The sequence below is a fragment of the Burkholderia territorii genome (genome assembly GCF_902833055.1).
GTDB lineage: Bacteria > Pseudomonadota > Gammaproteobacteria > Burkholderiales > Burkholderiaceae > Burkholderia > Burkholderia territorii.
In genome coordinates this window covers 417,692-436,457 of record NZ_CADFEJ010000004.1, presented here as the reverse complement: position 1 = coordinate 436,457, position 18,766 = coordinate 417,692, and the positions used below count along the sequence as shown (strand labels likewise).

17 protein-coding genes are annotated in these 18,766 nt (G+C 65.7%); 6 read left to right on the top strand and 11 right to left on the bottom strand.

What is annotated here, in order from left to right; translation table 11 throughout:
- Nucleotides 1-71: 71 nt before the first annotated feature.
- The 5 genes from tpiA to HW466_RS11850 form a co-directional block, all read right to left on the bottom strand.
- Nucleotides 72-827 carry a triose-phosphate isomerase gene (tpiA, locus tag HW466_RS11870; protein ID WP_059950120.1) on the bottom strand — a complete coding sequence of 252 codons (756 nt, stop codon included), beginning with the start codon at nt 825-827 and terminating at the stop codon, nt 72-74.
- A gap of 141 nt (nt 828-968) precedes the next feature.
- Nucleotides 969-1,988 (bottom strand): NAD(P)H-quinone oxidoreductase, encoded by a 1,020-nt coding sequence (locus tag HW466_RS11865; protein ID WP_059502612.1) that lies wholly within the window; start codon nt 1,986-1,988, stop codon nt 969-971.
- 141 nt (nt 1,989-2,129) lie between these two features.
- Nucleotides 2,130-4,277: a polyribonucleotide nucleotidyltransferase gene (gene pnp, locus HW466_RS11860; protein ID WP_059448730.1), complete on the bottom strand. Its 2,148-nt coding sequence runs from the start codon at nt 4,275-4,277 to the stop codon at nt 2,130-2,132.
- Between the two features lie 290 nt (nt 4,278-4,567).
- Entirely contained in the window at nt 4,568-4,837 is a 270-nt protein-coding gene (gene rpsO, locus HW466_RS11855; RefSeq protein ID WP_006398792.1) for a 30S ribosomal protein S15, read from the bottom strand.
- A gap of 119 nt (nt 4,838-4,956) precedes the next feature.
- Nucleotides 4,957-6,216 carry a branched-chain amino acid ABC transporter substrate-binding protein gene (locus HW466_RS11850; RefSeq protein ID WP_059542500.1) on the bottom strand — a complete coding sequence of 420 codons (1,260 nt, stop codon included), beginning with the start codon at nt 6,214-6,216 and terminating at the stop codon, nt 4,957-4,959.
- 189 nt (nt 6,217-6,405) lie between these two features.
- Here HW466_RS11850 and HW466_RS11845 point away from each other — a divergent pair, with 189 nt between their 5' ends.
- From HW466_RS11845 to HW466_RS11835, 3 genes are all read left to right on the top strand, one after another.
- Nucleotides 6,406-6,918: a hypothetical protein gene (locus tag HW466_RS11845; protein WP_059448729.1), complete on the top strand. Its 513-nt coding sequence runs from the start codon at nt 6,406-6,408 to the stop codon at nt 6,916-6,918.
- A 387-nt stretch (nt 6,919-7,305) separates the two neighbouring features.
- Complete coding sequence (locus HW466_RS32265) at nt 7,306-7,947, top strand: carbonic anhydrase (protein WP_059502616.1); 642 nt, start codon at nt 7,306-7,308, stop codon at nt 7,945-7,947.
- Nucleotides 7,948-7,982: 35 nt separating this feature from the next.
- Nucleotides 7,983-9,533, top strand: a complete 1,551-nt coding sequence (locus HW466_RS11835) for a SulP family inorganic anion transporter (RefSeq protein ID WP_059448727.1) — start codon at nt 7,983-7,985, stop codon at nt 9,531-9,533.
- An 84-nt stretch (nt 9,534-9,617) separates the two neighbouring features.
- On the opposite strand, the gene HW466_RS11830 is transcribed toward HW466_RS11835, so the two are convergent.
- The 6 genes from HW466_RS11830 to HW466_RS11805 form a co-directional block, all read right to left on the bottom strand.
- The gene (locus tag HW466_RS11830; RefSeq protein ID WP_059448726.1) at nt 9,618-11,162 is read right to left on the bottom strand and encodes a 2-isopropylmalate synthase; all 1,545 of its coding nucleotides are present in this window, start codon (nt 11,160-11,162) and stop codon (nt 9,618-9,620) included.
- Between the two features lie 313 nt (nt 11,163-11,475).
- A complete protein-coding gene (pssA, locus tag HW466_RS11825; RefSeq protein ID WP_059448725.1) occupies nt 11,476-12,348 on the bottom strand; it encodes a CDP-diacylglycerol--serine O-phosphatidyltransferase in 873 nt (290 codons plus the stop codon).
- A 15-nt stretch (nt 12,349-12,363) separates the two neighbouring features.
- The gene (locus HW466_RS11820) at nt 12,364-13,008 is read right to left on the bottom strand and encodes a phosphatidylserine decarboxylase (RefSeq protein ID WP_059448724.1); all 645 of its coding nucleotides are present in this window, start codon (nt 13,006-13,008) and stop codon (nt 12,364-12,366) included.
- 127 nt (nt 13,009-13,135) lie between these two features.
- On the bottom strand, nt 13,136-14,152 hold the full coding sequence (ilvC, locus tag HW466_RS11815) for a ketol-acid reductoisomerase (protein WP_059448723.1): 1,017 nt from the start codon (nt 14,150-14,152) through the stop codon (nt 13,136-13,138).
- 115 nt (nt 14,153-14,267) lie between these two features.
- Entirely contained in the window at nt 14,268-14,759 is a 492-nt protein-coding gene (gene ilvN / locus HW466_RS11810) for an acetolactate synthase small subunit (protein WP_034207977.1), read from the bottom strand.
- Nucleotides 14,760-14,870: 111 nt separating this feature from the next.
- The gene (locus tag HW466_RS11805) at nt 14,871-16,634 is read right to left on the bottom strand and encodes an acetolactate synthase 3 catalytic subunit (RefSeq protein ID WP_151005557.1); all 1,764 of its coding nucleotides are present in this window, start codon (nt 16,632-16,634) and stop codon (nt 14,871-14,873) included.
- 352 nt (nt 16,635-16,986) lie between these two features.
- Between HW466_RS11805 and HW466_RS11800 the strand changes: the two genes are divergently transcribed.
- The 3 genes from HW466_RS11800 to HW466_RS11790 are packed head-to-tail and all read left to right on the top strand — an operon-like array spanning nt 16,987 to nt 18,760.
- Entirely contained in the window at nt 16,987-17,550 is a 564-nt protein-coding gene (locus HW466_RS11800) for an RNA polymerase sigma factor (RefSeq protein WP_059448721.1), read from the top strand.
- On the top strand, nt 17,547-17,972 hold the full coding sequence (locus tag HW466_RS11795) for a DUF3619 family protein (RefSeq protein ID WP_059448720.1): 426 nt from the start codon (nt 17,547-17,549) through the stop codon (nt 17,970-17,972). The genes HW466_RS11800 and HW466_RS11795 overlap by 4 nt, the downstream gene beginning before the upstream one ends.
- A 26-nt stretch (nt 17,973-17,998) precedes the next feature.
- Nucleotides 17,999-18,760, top strand: a complete 762-nt coding sequence (locus HW466_RS11790) for a DUF3106 domain-containing protein (protein ID WP_059448719.1) — start codon at nt 17,999-18,001, stop codon at nt 18,758-18,760.
- The last annotated feature ends 6 nt before the right edge of the window (nt 18,761-18,766 follow it).

The following is an 18,766-nucleotide window of genomic DNA, read 5'->3' as shown; positions in this document are numbered from 1 at the left end:
CCCACCCGATTGGATCAGGCAACCGGATCGACCGGTCGCCATCATGGTTCTTCAATTCGATCCCGGACCGCTTAACGCGCGGCCCGGCAGATCGCCAGGAAATCTTCCGCCTTCAGCGACGCGCCGCCGATCAGGCCACCGTCGATATCCGGCTGCGCGAACAGCTCTTCCGCGTTGTCCGGCTTCACGCTGCCGCCGTACAGCACCGATACGTCCGCCGCACCCTTCGCCGCGAGACGCGCACGCAGGAATGCGTGTACGTCCTGCGCCTGCGCCGACGTCGCGCTCTTGCCCGTGCCGATCGCCCAGACCGGCTCGTACGCGACGACGATCCGCGCTGCCTCGTCGGCCGTCAGCACGGCCAGCACGGCATCGAGCTGCGCCCCGACGACCTGCTCGGTCGCGCCCGCTTCGCGCTCGTCGAGCGTTTCGCCGACGCACACGACGGGCGTGAGGCCCGCCGCGAGCGCGCGCTGCGCCTTCGCGGCGACGGTTTCGTTGCGCTCGCCGTGATACGCGCGACGCTCCGAGTGACCGACGATCGCATACTGCGCGCCGAACTCCGCCACCATCGCGGCCGCCACTTCACCGGTGAACGCGCCCTGCTCGTGCGCGGACACATCTTGCGCGCCGAACGCGATACGGCCGCCGCCGAGTTGCGCCTGAACCTGCGCGAGGTACGGGAACGGCACGCATACGCCGACCGACGTTTCGGCCGGCACCGCGCCCACGCCCTGCACCACTTCGTTCAGCAATGCCTGGTTGCCGGCCAGCCGGCCGTGCATCTTCCAGTTGCCGATCACTCGCTTCGTTCGTTGTTTCGACATCGTGTCTGTCTCGTCACTATCTTGTCATTGACGCGCCGGAATCCGGCCCGTCAGGTTGGATCTGGCGAAGCAAACCCGCGATTTTACTGCGCACGGCTTGAACCGGTCAAACCACGCATGTCAAGCCCGCCGCCCGGGCCATTACGTGTTCGCGCCCCAATCCAGCACGATCTTGCCGATGTGCTCGCCGCTCTCCATCAGTGCATGCGCCTGCGCGGCGTCGCCGGCCGGCAGCACGCGGTAGATCACCGGCCGGATGCGGCCGTCCGCGAGCAGCGGCCAGACGCGCGCCTTCAGCTGCGCGGCGATGCGCGCCTTGAATTCCACCGGGCGCGGGCGCAGCGTCGAGCCCGTCACCGTCAGCCGGCGGCGCAGGATCTCGTTGAGGTTGACCTCGGCCTTCGCACCGCCGAGCAGCGCGATCAGCACGAGGCGGCCGCCATCCGCGAGCGCGGACAGCTCGCGCGGCACGTACGAGCCCGCGACCATGTCGAGGATCACGTCGACGCCGCGATCGTGCGTCAGCGACTTGACTACCTCGACGAAGTCCTCGGTCTTGTAGTTGATCGCACGCTCTGCACCGAGCGCCTCGCATGCGCGGCATTTGTCGGCATTCCCGGCCGTCGCGAACACGCGAAAGCCGAGCGCGTGCGCGATCTGGATCGCCGTCACGCCGATTCCGCTCGAGCCGCCCTGCACGAGCAGCGTTTCCTGCTCGCCGCCCTCGCCCGCACCGAGCAGCGCACGGTCGAACACGTTGCTCCACACCGTGAAGAAGGTTTCGGGCAGCGATGCGGCCTCGATGTCGGTCAGCCCGTCGGGCACCGGCAGGCATTGCGGCAGCGGCGCGACCGCATATTCGGCGTAGCCGCCGCCCGCGAGCAGCGCGCAGACGCGATCGCCCAGCTTCAGGCCGAACGGGTTCAGCGCCGCATCGGACAGGTCGCCGCCGACGATCTCGCCCGCGACCTCGAGGCCAGGCAGATCCGATGCGCCGGGCGGCGGCGCGTACGCGCCCTTGCGCTGAAACACGTCCGGCCGGTTCACGCCGGAAGCCGCCACCTTGATCAGCACTTCGCCGCGCTTCGGTTCGGGGCGTGGACGCTCCGCGAGCTTCAGCACGTCGGGGGCGCCGAATTCGGTGATTTCGATGGCTTTCATGGTGGTCGCTCCAGGATCGGTCGGATGGCGCACCCGCACGCGGCACGGGCGCCTCGCAGGCGCTGCTGCGCCGCACAACGATGCTACAGAAAAAACGGCCGGCACGCTTTCGCACTGCCGGCCGTTCTCACGCCTGTCCGCTTACTGCTGCGGCGGCGTATCCGCCTGCGACGCTGCCGCTGCTTCGTTCAGCAGCGCCTTCGCCGACAGACGCACGCGACCCTTCTCGTCCGTCTGGATCACCTTGACCTTCACCTGCTGGCCTTCCTTCAGGTAGTCGTTGATGTCCTTCACGCGCTCGTTGACGATTTCCGAGATGTGCAGCAGGCCGTCCTTGCCCGGCAGCAGGTTCACGATCGCGCCGAAGTCGAGCAGCTTGAGCACCGTGCCTTCGTACACCTGGCCGACTTCGATCTCGGCCGTGATGTTCTCGATGCGCTTCTTCGCCTCGGCCATGCCTTCGCTGCTCGTGCTCGCGATCGTCACGACGCCGTCGTCCGAGATGTCGATGGTCGTGCCGGTTTCCTCGGTCAGCGCGCGGATCACCGAACCGCCCTTGCCGATCACGTCGCGGATCTTTTCCGGGTTGATCTTGATCGTGATCATGCGCGGCGCGAATTCCGACAGTTGCGTGTTCGCGCCCGAGACCGCCGACGTCATCTTGCCGAGGATGTGCATGCGGCCTTCCTTCGCCTGCGCGAGCGCGACCTGCATGATTTCCTTCGTGATGCCCTGGATCTTGATGTCCATCTGCAGCGCCGTCACGCCGTGCTCGGTGCCGGCCACCTTGAAGTCCATGTCGCCGAGGTGATCCTCGTCGCCGAGGATGTCGGTCAGCACCGCGAACTTGTTGCCTTCGAGGATCAGGCCCATCGCGATGCCCGCGACGTGCGCCTTCATCGGCACGCCGGCGTCCATCAGCGCGAGGCAGCCGCCGCACACCGACGCCATCGACGACGAACCGTTCGACTCGGTGATTTCCGACACGACACGGATCGAGTAGCCGAATTCCTCGGCGCTCGGCAGGCACTTGACCAGTGCGCGCTTCGCGAGACGGCCGTGACCGATTTCACGGCGCTTCGGCGAGCCGACGCGACCCGTTTCGCCGGTTGCGAACGGGGGCATGTTGTAGTGGAGCATGAAGCGCTCGCGGTATTCGCCTTCGAGCGCGTCGATGATCTGCTCGTCACCCTTCGTGCCGAGCGTCGCCACGACGAGCGCCTGCGTTTCGCCGCGCGTGAACAGCGCCGAGCCGTGGGTGCGCGGCAGCACGCCGGTGCGGATCTCGATCGGGCGCACGGTGCGCGTGTCGCGACCGTCGATGCGCGGCTCGCCGTTCAGGATCTGCGAACGCACGATCTTCGCTTCGATGTCGAACAGGATGTTGCCGACCGTAGCCTTGTCGGCCGCGACCGTGCCGGCCGCCAGCGCTTCTTCCTCGAGCTTCGCCGAGGTCGCCGCGTAGACTTCCTTCAGCTTCGTCGAACGCGCTTGCTTGTCGCGCAGCTGGTAAGCGGCGAGCAGGTCGCCGTGCGCCAGTTCCGTCACGCGCGCGATCAGCGCCTCGTTCTTGGGTGCCGGCTGCCAGTCCCATTCGGGCTTGCCGCCGTCGCGCACGAGTTCGTGGATCGCATCGATCGCCACCTGCATCTGCTCGTGGCCGAACACGACCGCGCCCAGCATCACGTCTTCCGGCAGCTGGTCGGCTTCCGACTCGACCATCAACACCGCACGCTCCGTGCCGGCGACGACGAGGTCGAGGCTCGATGCCTTGAGCTGCTCACGCGTCGGGTTCAGCACGTATGCGTTGTCGATGTACGCAACGCGCGCGGCGCCGACCGGACCGTTGAACGGCAGGCCCGACACGGCAAGCGCGGCCGATGCGCCGATCAGCGCAGGGATGTCCGCCGGAATTTCCGGGTTCACGGACAGCACGTGGACCACGACCTGGACTTCGTTGTAGAAGCCTTCCGGGAACAGCGGGCGCAGCGGACGGTCGATCAGGCGCGACGTCAGCGTCTCGTGTTCCGACGGACGGCCTTCGCGACGGAAGAAACCGCCCGGGATCTTGCCGGCCGAGTAGGTCTTTTCGAGGTAGTCGACGGTCAGCGGGAAGAAATCCTGGCCCGGCTTCGCCGACTTCGCGCCGACGACGGTTGCCAGCACGACGGTGTCTTCCACGTCGACGATCACGGCACCGCTCGCCTGGCGAGCGACTTCACCGGTTTCGAGGCGCACCTTGTGCTGGCCCCACTGGAATTCCTTCACGACCTTGTTGAACATGGACATGGTTGCTCCTTTGTATTCATTCATTTCATTCGCCGCGCGGGCCATCCCGTGCGGCGGCGTCCCGACCGAATCACCCGGAGCAAGGTGTGTTTTTTATGCCATTCCAGCGCGCCGCTCGACGAGCGCCTCGCTGGAATGACACAAATCCCGACCCCGGTATCAGCCGTTCCGGCAGCCGGCACTCACGTGCCGGACTACCCGCGGTGCGCGTGACGCTACGCACCGCGCAAAAACAAAATGCCTGCATCAGCGGACTGACACAGGCATCTTGCTGGCGGCAATCGCCCCGATTACTTACGCAGACCCAGCTTCTCGATCAGCGCGCGGTAACGGTCGGCATCCTTGCCCTTGAGGTAGTCGAGCAGCTTGCGGCGGCGGCTCACCATGCGCAGCAGGCCGCGGCGGCTGTGGTGGTCCTTCGCGTGGGTCTTGAAGTGACCCGTCAGTTCGACGATACGTGCGGTCAGCAGTGCGACCTGGACTTCGGGCGAGCCCGTGTCGTTGGTACCGCGGGCGAACTGAGCAACGACTTCCGACTTCTTGATATCTGCAACAGACATGTGATTTCCTTTGATTCCTACTTGCTAACTGAACAGGCGGACACGGAAGAATGGCCGTGCCGTGACTTACAACCGGCGGGCATTGTAGCACAACTGCACGCCGTTCCTACCGCCCCCTGTCACGGGCGCGTCATCGAACAGGTCGACGGCGTCTGCGCACGCTGCGCGGGCACCGCGAGGACCGTCCGGAAGCCATATCCCGAGCCCTCGTTGTCGAAGCGCACGCCCGGCGCGCCGGCCTTGTCCATTTCCATGACATAAAGGGGCTGGATCAACTGATGATCCTGCGCGCGCATCGTCGACGCGTGGAAGCCGTCGTCGAACGACAGCCCCTCGAGCGCACGGGCCACCGCGACAGGATCGGCCGAGCCGGCCCGCGTCATTGCCGCCGCGAGCATTTCGATCATCAGGCTCATGCGCCGCACCGGGTAGTCGTCTTGCGCCGCGGGGAAACGGGTCCGGAACGCGCGGTAGAATGCGTCCGACTTCGCGCCTCCTGCGTTCGGATGCCAGTCGGCGACGGCCACCACCCGCCCGACGCCCGCATCGCCAAGCGCGGCGGGCGCGCCGAGGCTGTTGCCGTAGAACGTATAGAACTTCGCGTTCAGCCCTTGCTCGCGCGCCGCCTTCACCAGCAGCGTGAGATCGTTGCCCCAGTTGCCGGTCACGACGGCGTCCGCACCGCTCGCCCGGATCTTCGCGATATAAGGCGAGAAATCCTTGATGCGCCCGATCGGATGGAATTCGTCGCCGGCGATAGTCACGTCGGGGCGTCGCTCGGCCAGCGCCTGCCGCGCCAGCGCGCTGACGTCGTGACCGAAGCTGTAGTCCTGGTTCAGCAGGTAGACCTTGCGCAGCGTGCGGTCGCGTGCCATGACATCCGCCAGCGCGGCCATCCGCATCCCCGCGTGCGCATCGAAGCGGAAATGCCAGAAGCTGCAACGCGCACCCGTGAGCGCCGGATCGTCGGCCGAATAGTTCAGGAACAGCATCCGGCTGTCCGGATTGCGCGTGTTCAGCTTGTCGAGCGCCGCCACGAGCGCGGCCGCGACTGCCGAGCTGTTGCCCTGCGCGACGAAGCCGATGTGCCGGTCCGCCGCCGCGCGCAACTGCACGAGCGCCTCCTCCGGGCTGCCCTTGCTGTCGAGCACGACGAGTTCGAGCGGATGCGCGCCGTCGCGCAGTTTCACGCCGCCGGCCGCATTGACCTGTTCGACGCCGAAGCGCAGGTTGCGCTCGACCGCCGCGCCCGCGTTCGCGAACGGGCCCGACATGCCTTCGATCAGCGCGATCCGCACCGGCTCGCCCGCCGCCAACGCGGACGACGCAAACATCCACCCCGCGCTCAATGCGAGCGCACACCGTTTCCACAGCTGCATCGACTCCTCGCCCTTCAATCTGTCCGAGAAGCGCGGATCATAGGCCGCGAGCGCCGCCACCCGCAAGCGCGGCGCGCCGCGACACGTCGACGGCCGCAGCCCGCGATCCGCACCGATTTTTTCGGCACGATGCACAGGCGCGCGCCGTCCGTGATACAACTGCGCGGTTAGAGAGCTCTGGAGAAACACATGCGCATTCGCATTCCCGTGCGCCTGCCGGTGCTGGTCGCCTGCGCGGCGGCGCTGCTTGCCGGTTGTGCACAACCGTGGCAGCAATACCAGGCCGGCCAGGACGAGTCGGCGATCGTCGCGCGCATGGGCCCGCCGCGCGAGATCTACGATCTGCCCGGCGGCGGCAAGCGCCTGATGTGGCCGACCCAGCCGATGGGCGAAATCACCATTGCCGCCGACGTCGACGCGGCCCACCGGATCGTCAATGTCCGCCAGGTGCTGCAGCCGAGCGAGTTCTATCGCGCCGAGATCGGCAAGTGGACCAAGACCGACGTGCTGGTCAATTTCGGCCGCCCGGTCGAGACGTCCTACTTTCCGCTGATGAAGCGCGAAGTGTGGACTTACCGCTATCTCGAAGACAACGTCTGGTACATGATGTACAGCTTCTACTTCGACCAGCAGGGCATCCTGCGCACCACGCAGAAAACGCCGGACCCGCTGCACGACCCAGACCGCCGAAACCTGTTCTGATCGGATCGATTGCGCGTTCATACGCAATTTTCACAATGGCCATTCACGAATTATTGCGTGAATGGCCATTTTCATTTTTTCCGTCATATTCGATTAACTTCCCATTCGATGCGGCAATCCTTTCCGATTCGCGCCGCACCGGCAGCATCATGCGGAACCCCTTGCCACATGGGCGCCAGCGGGAAAAGGCATGCACGATACATATCGTGCGTTCTATTGGTGCATTCGATGCACCTCGTCAGATCCAGTTGAAACAATTTGTATCAATGGCACCAGACGTTAGGGCATACCCCTAATATCGGACGAAATTGAACCTTTCAATTTAGAAAGCATCATATTGCTCCACTTCGTCCGGTATCCGTTTGCCCCTATCAGAAAGGAGTCCTCATGAATCGCCCCAAGAGCATGCTGGTTGCCAACATCGCCTGGGCCCGCGAGACGCACGAACACACGCCCGGCTTCTTCGAGGCACTTGCCCGCGGCCAGAACCCGCGCGTGCTGTGGATCGGCTGCGCCGACAGCCGGGTGCCAGCCGAAACCATCACGCACTGCGCGCCCGGCGAGCTGTTCGTCCATCGCAACATCGCGAACCTGTTCCATCCCGACGACGACAATTCGGCGAGCGTGCTCGAGTACGCCGTGCGCGTGCTCGAAGTCGATCACGTGATCGTGTGCGGCCATTACGGATGCGGCGGCGTGCGCGCGTCGCTGCTGCCGCCGCCCGCCGACCTGCCGCACGTTGCACGCCGCATCGCGCCGCTGTGCGCGCTTGCGCGGCGCCATCGCGACGCGCTCGCCGGGCTCGACGACACGGCGGCCGCCGACCGCCTGGCCGAACTCAACGTGCTCGAACAGGTGCGGCTGCTTCGTGCGTCGCCGATCGTGCGCGGCCGGCAGCGGCCGCCGCTCGTGCACGGCTGGATCTTTTCGCTCGCCGACGGCCGCCTGAAGGAACTCGACTCCGGCTACACGGCAGCCCCGGTCGAAGTCGAGCCGGAGCATGCCGCCACGGCCGCCGCACTCGGCTGATCCGCCCCTCTTACGCCAATGAAATTGCGCCAACCATGAAACTGAACGAGCACCTCTCCACGCTGCCGCGCGACATCGTCGCCGGTATCGTCGTTTTCCTCGTCGCGCTGCCGTTGTGTCTCGGCATCGCCAATGCATCCGGCGTCGAGCCGTTCGCCGGGCTCGTGTCCGGCATCGTCGGCGGCATCGTCGTCGCGCTGCTGAGCGGCTCGTCGCTGTCGGTCAGCGGACCGGCCGCCGGCCTCGTCGTGATCGTCGTCGAAGGGATCGCGCAACTCGGCAGCTTTTCCGCATTCCTGCTCGCGGTGCTGCTGTCCGGCGTGCTGCAGTTCGGCTTCGGCATGCTCCGCGCCGGCCGCTTCGCCGCTTACGTGCCGTCGCCCGTCATCAAGGGCATGCTCGCCGCGATCGGCCTGCTGCTGATCGTCAAGCAGATTCCGTTCGCATTCGGCATCGGCGGGCCGGCCGCGCAATCGTTTGCGTCATGGCCGAACCTGCCGACCGCCTGGGCCGCGACGGCCATCGCACTCGTGTCGCTCGTCATGCTCATCGCGTGGGACCAGCCGGCGCTCAAGCGCTTCGGCTGGGTGCGCTCGGTGCCCGCGCCGCTCGCGGTCGTCGTGTTCGGCATCGGCGCGACGCTCGCGCTCGGCGTCGTTGCACCGTCGGTCGCGCCGGGCGCCGCACATCGCGTCACGCTGCCGGAGCTCGAATCGTTCGCGGCACTCGCGGCGTCGCTCAAGCACGCCGAGTTCGGCCCGAACTTCGCGCAACTGGTCAATCCGGACGTATGGCGCGTCGCGATCACGCTCGCGGTCGTCGCGAGCCTCGAGACGCTGCTGAGCCTGGAGGCGGTCGAACAGATCGATCCGAAGCGCCGGCCGACCCAGCCGGACCGCGAACTGAAGGCGCAGGGCGTCGGCAATCTCGTCGCGGGCGCGGTCGGCGGACTGCCGATCACGTCGGTGATCGTGCGCAGTTCGGTGAACGTGCACGCGGGTGCGCAAAGCCGGATGTCGGCGATCGTGCACGGGATCCTGCTGCTTGCCAGCGTGTTCGCGCTCACCGGGCTGATCAACCTGATCCCGCTCGCGAGCCTCGCCGCGATCCTGATCCACACCGGCTTCAAGCTCGCGAAACCGGCGTTGTTCCGCTCGGTGCTGAAGCAGGGCCCGGCCGCGTTCGTGCCGTTCGCCGCGACGATCGCGGGCGTGCTGGCGGTCGACCTGCTGTTCGGCATCGCGCTCGGACTCGCGTGCAGCGTGCTGGCAGTCGCAGTGGCGAACCTGAAAAGCCCCGTCACGCTCGCGCAGCACGACGACCACTTCCTGCTGTCGTTCCGCAAGGACGTGTCGTTCCTCGGCAAGGTGCAGGTCAAGCATCACCTGCGGCACATTCCCGACCGCGCGGCCGTGATCATCGATGCGACGCGCGCCGACTACATCGATCACGACGTGCTGGAACTGCTCGACGCGTTCGTCGCCGATGCGCCGCGGCGCGGGATCGCAGTCGAATTTCGCCGCCGCAGCCCGGCGCCCCGCCCGGCCGCGCGCCGCTGGCAGTTCCGCGCACCGGCGGCCGAATGAGCGGCGCATGCGAAAACGCCCCGGCGGCGCAAGGCCGCACGGGGCGTTTGGTGTGCGTCGGACGCTCGACGCGCAGCGCTTCGCTTACGAGCGCTGCGGGTTGACCTTGTCGTCCTTCGAATGCAGCTTGTTCAGCGCCGAGATGTACGCCTTCGCGGAGGCCGCGACGATGTCCGGATCGGTGCCGACGCCGTTGACGATCCGCCCGCTCTTCGACAGCCGGACGGTCACTTCACCCTGCGCCTGCGTGCCGGTCGTGATCGCGTTCACCGAATACAGCAGCAGTTCGGAACCGCTGCCGACTTCGCCCTCGATCGCGTTGAACGTCGCGTCGACCGGCCCGTTGCCGCGTGCCTCGCCGGTCACTTCCTTGCCTTCGACCGCGAAGACGATCTTCGCTTGCGGCTGCTCGCCCGTCTCCGAACGCTGCGACAGCGACACGAACTTGAAGTGCTCCTGCTCCTGCGCAAGCGCCGATTCCTCGGAGACGATCGCGATGATGTCTTCGTCGAAGATCTCGGCCTTGCGATCGGCGAGGTCCTTGAAGCGCATGAACGCGGCGTTCAGTTCGGCTTCGCTGTCGAGCGACACGCCGAGTTCCTGCAGACGCTGCTTGAACGCGTTGCGGCCCGACAGCTTGCCGAGCACGATCTTGTTCGCGGTCCAGCCCACGTCTTCCGCGCGCATGATCTCGTAGGTGTCGCGCGCCTTCAGCACGCCGTCCTGGTGGATGCCCGACGCGTGCGCGAATGCGTTTGCGCCGACCACGGCCTTGTTCGGCTGCACGACGAAACCGGTGATCTGCGACACGAGCTTCGACGTCGGCACGATCTGCGTCGTGTCGATGCCGACGTCGAGGCCGAAGTAATCCTTGCGGGTCTTCACGGCCATCACGATTTCCTCGAGCGACGTGTTGCCCGCGCGCTCGCCGAGACCATTGATCGTGCATTCGATCTGCCGCGCACCGCCGATCTTCACGCCGGCGAGCGAGTTCGCCACCGCCATCCCGAGGTCGTTGTGGCAGTGCACGGAGAAAATCGCCTTGTCCGAGTTCGGAATGCGCTCGCGCAGCGTCTTCACGAGGTTGCCGTAGAGCTCCGGCACGCCGTAGCCGACCGTGTCGGCGATGTTGATCGTCGTCGCGCCTTCGGCGATCACGGCTTCCAGCACACGGCACAGGAAGTCGAGATCCGAACGGCTGCCGTCTTCCGGCGAGAATTCGACGTTGTCGGTGAACTTGCGCGCGAAGCGCACCGCGAGGCGCGCCTGCTCGAACACCTGGTCCGGCGTCATCCGCAGCTTCTTCTCCATGTGCAGCGGCGACGTCGCGATGAACGTGTGGATCCGAGAGCTGTTGGCCGGCTTCAGTGCGTCGGCCGCACGCTGGATGTCCTTGTCGTTGGCGCGCGCCAGCGAGCAGATCGTGCTGTCCTTCACCAGGCCGGCGATCGTGTGGATCGCGTCGAAATCGCCGTTCGAGCTGGCCGCGAAACCGGCCTCGATCACGTCGACCTTCATCCGCTCGAGATGCTTCGCGATGCGGATTTTCTCTTCCTTCGTCATCGACGCGCCGGGCGATTGTTCACCGTCACGCAACGTCGTATCGAAAATGATCAGCTTGTCTGTCATGGGGGGCTCCAGGGCTCTTTATACGGGAATCAAACGTAATGAGATCGCGCCACCGCTGGCGACGCTCAACAACAGACGAGGCTTGACGGAGGGCGAGAACGGTCAGCGCGGCAGGCGCGCCAAAGCTAGCGCGCGTAGCGGCGCACCGGCTAGGAGGAGGGAGAGGCGGGAAAATGCAGTCATGCCGAAGACTATAGCGGCATTCCGCTGGGTGCGCAATCGGACGGCACCCGCGATGCCGGGCCGCGCCGTGCGAAAAAGGGGCAAATGAAAACGGCGGCCTCGAGGCCGCCGTTGCCGGGCAGGTTGCGCGTCAGTGATCGCGCTGCGACGAGCGCGCGGGGTTCGCCCGTCCGCGCACGGCCATGTAGGCCCAGAACACGTAGCCGGACAGCCCGTACAGCACGAACAGGCAGAACAGCATCAACGGCGGATCGGACGACACGAGCACGAACGCGACGACGACCAGCAGGATCGCCGCGAACGGCACGCGGTGCCGCACGTCGAGCGCCTTGCCGCTGTAGAACGGCGCGTTCGACACCATCGTCACGCCTGCATAGATCGTCAGCGCGAAGGCGACCCACGGCAGCCAGCCGAGCTTCATCGGCACGCGGTTGTCGGTCGCGAGCCACACGAAGCCGGCGATCAGCGCGGCGGCGGCCGGGCTCGGCAGCCCCTGGAAGAAGCGCTTGTCGACGACGCCGATGTTCGTGTTGAAGCGCGCGAGACGCAGCGCGGCGCCCGAACAATAGACGAACGCGGCGAGCCAGCCCCAGCGGCCGAGATCCTTCAGCACCCACTCGTACATCACGAGCGCCGGCGCGACGCCGAACGACACCATGTCCGACAGGCTGTCGAACTGTTCGCCGAACGCGCTTTGCGTATGCGTCATCCGCGCGACGCGCCCGTCCATCCCGTCCAGCACCATCGCGACGAAGATCGCTATCGCGGCGATCTCGAAGCGCACGTTCATCGCCTGCACGACCGCGAAGAAGCCGCAGAACAGCGCGGCGGTCGTGAACGCGTTCGGCAGCAGATAGATGCCGCGCGTCTTGAGGAACCGCTGGCGCGCGGCGCGGCGGCTTTCGATGGGCGCCGGATCGGACGCCATCACCTTGTTGCGGCGGAACGGGCGTGGCGTCTGGCCGGAGCCGTTGCGCGGCCGACGCGGTTTGAATGCGGCCATCGTGCGTCCCGCCGCTTACTGTTCGAGCTCGGCGAGGATCGTCGACGACGCGTAGACCTTCTCGCCGATCGACACCTTCGCGCGGCTGCCGAGCGGCAGGTACACGTCGACGCGCGAACCGAAGCGGATGAAACCGTAGCGCTGACCGCGCGACAGCGGCTCGCCCGCACGCACGTAGCAGAGGATCCGGCGGGCGATGAGGCCTGCGATCTGCACGGCGGTGACGGTCTTGCCGCTCGCCGTCTGGATCACGACCGCGTTGCGTTCGTTCTCGGTCGACGCCTTGTCGATCGCCGCGTTCAGGAAAGCGCCCGGGAAGTATTCGACCTTGGTGACCGCACCGTCGACCGGCGAACGCTGCGAATGGACGTTGAAGACGTTCATGAACACGCTGATCTTCAGCGCTTCGCGATTCGCGTACGGATCCTGGGCGGTCTCGACGGCGACGATGCGGCCGTCCGCCGGGCACAGCACCGCGTTCGGCTGCGCCGGGATCGGGCGCTGCGGATCGCGGAAGAACTGGACGACGAAGACGAGCAGCAGCCAGAACGGCCACGCGAAGCCGAAGCCCCCGACGGCGTGGATCAACAACGCGATGACGGCTGCAATCGCGATGAACGGCCAGCCTTCGCGCGCGATGATCGGATGAGGATAGTTCATGGGTTCGTTCGGTGTTCGGTGAATTGCAAAGCCCGTAGGATAGCAAAAGCCGCCCGGGGCACTGCTGCCTTCGGACGGCTTTTTGATACCGACCCTCCACTCGAAGGGCCGGAACAGCACGGCGTGCTTAGTTCTTCGACTGGTCGACGAGCTTGTTCTTCGCGATCCACGGCATCATCGCGCGCAGCTTCGCGCCGACTTGCTCGATCTGGTGCTCGGCCGTCAGGCGGCGGCGCGACTGCAGCGTCGGCGCGCCTGCCTTGTTCTCGAGAATGAAGCTCTTTGCGTACTCGCCCGTCTGGATGTCGGTCAGGCACTGCTTCATCGCCTTCTTCGTCTCTTCCGTGACGACGCGCGGGCCCGTCACGTACTCGCCGTATTCGGCGTTGTTCGAGATCGAGTAGTTCATGTTCGCGATGCCGCCTTCGTAGATCAGGTCGACGATCAGCTTCAGTTCGTGCAGGCACTCGAAGTACGCCATTTCCGGCGCGTAGCCCGCTTCGACCAGCGTCTCGAAACCTGCCTTGATCAGCTCGACGGTGCCGCCGCACAGCACGGCCTGCTCGCCGAACAGGTCGGTTTCGGTTTCTTCGCGGAAGTTCGTCTCGATGATGCCTGCACGGCCGCCGCCGTTGGCTGCCGCGTACGACAGCGCGATGTCACGCGCCGCGCCCGACTTGTTCTGCGCAACCGCGATCAGGTGCGGCACGCCGCCACCTTGCGAATACGTGCCGCGCACGGTGTGGCCCGGCGCCTTCGGCGCGATCATGATCACGTCGAGGTCGGCGCGCGGGATCACCTGGCCGTAGTGGACGTTGAAGCCGTGCGCGAATGCCAGTGCGGCGCCCTGCTTGATGTTCGCGTGCACTTCCTTCGCGTACACGTCGGCGATCTGCTCGTCCGGCAGCAGCATCATGACGACGTCCGCGCCCTTCACCGCTTCCGCGACTTCCTTGACCGACAGGCCCGCGTTTTCGGCCTTGCTCCACGACGCGCCGCCCTTGCGAAGGCCGACCGTCACGTTCACGCCGCTGTCCTTCAGGTTCAGTGCGTGTGCATGGCCTTGCGAGCCGTAGCCGATGATCGTGACTTGCTTGCCCTTGATGAGGGAGAGGTCGGCGTCTTTGTCGTAGAAAACGTTCATGATGGTTCCTTCGCTAATTCAAAAATTCAACAATTCGTTCGGATGGAGTACTGCGGGCCGGGACATGACGGCGCACCCGGCGTGCCTTCGGCGTGCCTTTTCTGCAATATCGGCATCACACCTTCAGGATGCGCTCGCCGCGTCCGATGCCGGAGCTGCCGGTACGCACGGTCTCTAGGATCGCGGTCGCGTCCAGCCCCTGGATGAATGCGTCGAGCTTGTCGCTCGCGCCCGTCAATTCGATCGTGTAGGTCTTTTCGGTCACGTCGATGATGCGGCCGCGGAAAATGTCCGACATCCGCTTCATTTCTTCGCGCTCCTTGCCCACTGCACGTACCTTGATCAGCATCAGCTCGCGTTCGATGTGTGCACCGTCGGTCAGGTCCACCACTTTCACCACCTCGATCAGGCGGTTCAGATGCTTCGTGATCTGTTCGATCACGTCGTCCGAGCCAATGGAAACGATGGTCAGCCGCGACAGCGATTGGTCTTCGGTCGGCGCCACCGTCAAGGTTTCGATGTTGTAGCCGCGTGCGGAAAACAGACCGACCACGCGCGACAGCGCGCCCGGTTCGTTTTCCAGCAGGACGGAAATGATGTGTCTCATGTTCGCTTCTTCCAGAATGTGTCCGTGTCGATTCACTCGCGCCGCGCACCGCCCGATGCCGCACCGCCCTTCGTGAAGGCGGCCGCTTCGGCCCGCGCGCGCGTCGCGCCGTTACAGATCTTCCGATCCGAGCAGCATCTCGGTGATGCCCTTGCCGGCCTGTACCATCGGCCAGACGTTTTCGGTCGGATCGGTCTGGAAGTCGAGAAACACGGTGCGGTCCTTCAGGCGCAGCGCTTCCTTCAGCGCCGGCTCCACATCCGAGGTCTTTTCGATCCGCATGCCGACGTGGCCGTATGCCTCGGCGAGCTTCACGAAGTCAGGCAGCGCATCCATGTACGAATGCGAATAGCGCTTGCTGTATTCGATCTGCTGCCACTGGCGGACCATGCCGAGATAGCGGTTGTTCAGCGAAATGATCTTCACGGGCGTGTCGTACTGCAGGCAGGTCGACAGTTCCTGGATGCACATCTGGATCGAGCCTTCGCCCGTGATGCACAGCACGTCGTCGTCCGGGTGCGCCATCTTGACGCCCATCGCTGCCGGCAGGCCGAAGCCCATCGTGCCGAGGCCGCCGGAGTTGATCCAGCGACGCGGCGTGTTGAAACGGTAGAACTGCGCGGCCCACATCTGGTGCTGGCCGACGTCCGAGCACACGAACGCGTTGCCGTCCGTCAGCTCCCAGGCCTTCTCGACCACGTACTGCGGCTTGATGATCTCGCTTTCGCGGTCGAACTTCAGGCAGTCCTTCGAACGCCAGCTCTCGATGTCCTTCCACCATTGCGCGAGCGCCTCGGTGTCGGGGCCATGCTCGGCCGTCTGCAGCTGCTCGATCAGCTCCTTCAGCACTTCCTTCACGTCGCCGACGATCGGGATGTCGACCTTCACGCGCTTCGAAATCGACGACGGGTCGATGTCGATGTGGATGATCTTGCGCGGGCGCGACGCGAAGTGCGCCGGGTCGCCGATCACGCGGTCGTCGAAGCGGGCGCCGATCGCGATCAGCACGTCGCAGTGCTGCATCGCCATGTTCGCTTCGTAGGTGCCGTGCATGCCGAGCATGCCGAGGAATTTCCTGTCCGACGCGCGATAGCCGCCAAGGCCCATCAGCGTGTTCGTGACCGGGTAGCCGAGCAGGTCGGCGAACTGGTTCAGTTCGCGCGACGCGTCGGCGAGGATGATGCCGCCGCCCGTGTAGATATAAGGACGCTTCGCCGACAGCAGCAACGACACGGCCTTGCGGATCTGGCCCGAATGGCCTTTCGTCACGGGGTTGTACGAGCGCAGCGACACGCTCTTGACCGGCTCGTACTGGCACGGGGTCTTCGAGATGTCCTTCGGGATGTCGATCAGCACCGGGCCCGGGCGGCCGGTGCGGGCGATGTAGAACGCCTTCTTGACGGTTTCCGCGAGGTCGCGCACGTCCTTCACGAGGAAGTTGTGCTTCACGCACGGACGCGTGATGCCGACCGTGTCGCATTCCTGGAACGCGTCCTGGCCGATCGCGGCAGTCGGCACCTGGCCGCTGATCACGACCATCGGGATCGAATCCATGTATGCCGTTGCAATGCCGGTCACCGCGTTGGTGACACCGGGGCCGGACGTCACGAGACAGACGCCGACGTTGCCGGTGGAGCGCGCATACGCATCGGCTGCGTGCACGGCCGCCTGTTCGTGGCGCACCAGCACGTGCTGAATCTTGTCCTGCTTGTAAAGCTCGTCGTAGATGTAGAGTACCGAGCCGCCGGGATAGCCCCAGATGAATTCGACGTTCTCGTCGGCCAGTGCCTTCATGAGCACGGTGGCGCCGATGGAGTCGCTATCGGGAGGGGAAAGGGGTTCCGACGTGGAGAATTCCGCGCTGGGCATGTTCATTTTGACCTTTCGAATTTTCGGCAAAAAATTGATCGGGTGCTCTCTGCCGGGCTTGTGGCTCGGGTTCAAGCGGCGCGTCCAGTTTGAAGGGCGGGCTTCTTGGGCCAGCCTCAAATGAGACTATCACTTCATGTTGCGAATCGCTGACGATAGCGGGTCGTGATGGGGGCGTCAAGCAAAATATCCCGCAGCGCATCATGGCCGCCTCCGGCCGGGCCGCGGACGCTGCTGCCGCGCAACGTAGCGAGCCGCCACCGGTGCCAAATCGCGCGAAAATTTGTTAGCATCCGCGGGTTTTACGAAATTTTTCGACCTTTCACACGCCGCAGTCCGCAGCGCATACCTTTACGGAATGGCATCAGACAAGGAACTCGCCGACTTTCTGGCGGGCGTCGAAAGGCGCGCGTTCAAGCAGGCTGCGTACGCCGTGCGTGACGACGATGCGTCGCTCGACATCGTGCAGGACGCGATGATCAAGCTGGCGGAGAAATACGGCGACCGGCCCGCGGCCGAGCTGCCGCTGCTGTTCCAGCGGATCCTGCAGAATGCGATCCACGACTGGTTCCGGCGGCAGAAGGTCCGCAATACCTGGGTCACGCTCTTCTCGTCGCTCAACAGCACGGACGACGAGGACTTCGATCCGCTGGAAACGCTCGAGTCCGCGGACGACAATGCGGGCGTCGAGAGCACCGAGCACCGCCTGGAGCGGGAGCAGGTTCTGGCCCTGATCGACGAGGAAATCCAGAAACTTCCGACGCGTCAACGGGAAGCGTTCCTGATGCGTTATTGGGAAGATATGGATGTCGCCGAGACTGCCGCCGCAATGGGGTGCTCAGAAGGCAGCGTCAAGACGCACTGCTCGCGAGCCACCCACACCCTGGCGCAAGCGCTCAAGGCCAAAGGAATCACGCTATGAGCTCCGCTCCCGTAAATCGAGAACACGAATTCGCGCTGAAGGTCCGCCGCGCGCTGGACGAACGTGCCGCGGCGCTGCCTGCCGCGACCACCGATCGCCTGGCCGCCGCGCGCCGGGCCGCGCTCGCGCGCAAGAAGCCGGAAACCGCGAGCGCGCCGGTGTTCGTGCCCGCCTTCGCCGGTGCCGGCGCCGCGTACGGGACGCCGCCCGCGAGTCGTCCGCAGACGTCGTTCGCGCGCCGCCTGCTGCGCGCGTGGCCGCTTGCGCTGCTGCTGGCCGGGCTGGTCGGCATCGCGTACTGGGAAGACATGCAGCGCACCGCCGAGCTCGCCGACATCGACGCGGCGATGCTGAGCGACGACCTGCCGCTCAACGCGTATCTCGACCACGGGTTCAACGCGTATCTTTCGCACGCACGCTAACAGAGAACAACGAGGGGATCGCACGGGTGAGTCAGAAACGCGGCCTGGCCGTATTTTTCGGATGCGTGATCGCGATCGCCGTTTCGTACGTCGCCACCTATTCCCGATTCAACCCGCCTCCGGCGACGTCCTCCGTCGCGGCCAGCAGCGCGCCCGCGCCGACCTCGGCCGCCGCCGGGCAGACCACCGAACTCGTTCCGCTGCCCCTGCCGCTGCCGGCCGCCAACGGCCCGCTGTCGTGGGCGCGCCTGACGCCCGCGCAACGCGCTGCCCTCGCGCCGTTCGCCGACCAGTGGGACGGCTTCAGCGACGCACGCAAGCGTAAATGGCTGAAGATCGCGTCACGTTTCGCGAAATTGACGCCCGATGAGCAGAAGCACCTGCAGGACAGGATGTCCGAGTGGGCACGGATGACACCCGAGCAGCGTCGCGTCGCGCGCGAGAATTACCAGAGCGCGAAAGAGCTGTCCGCGCAGGCCCGCGAGCGTGCGTGGAAGGCCTACCAGCAACTTCCCGAAGAACAGAAGCAGCGCCTCGCCGCAACCGAGCGCCGCCGCCGGCCGAGCGTCGTAAGCGCGCCGCCGGCGGTCGCCGACCGCGATGTGCGCCGCCTCGTCAATTCGCACGAGCATCCGGCGAGCAGCGCCGCGCCGGCATCGGCGCCCGCTTCCCCGGGCGCCGGCGCGCCGCCCGTGGCGGCATCGTCCACGTCCGGCACCGCTCCCGCGCCTGCGACCGTCACGCCCGTCTCGCCGGCCGACGCGCCGTCGATGTTCAAGGGTTCCTGACCCGGC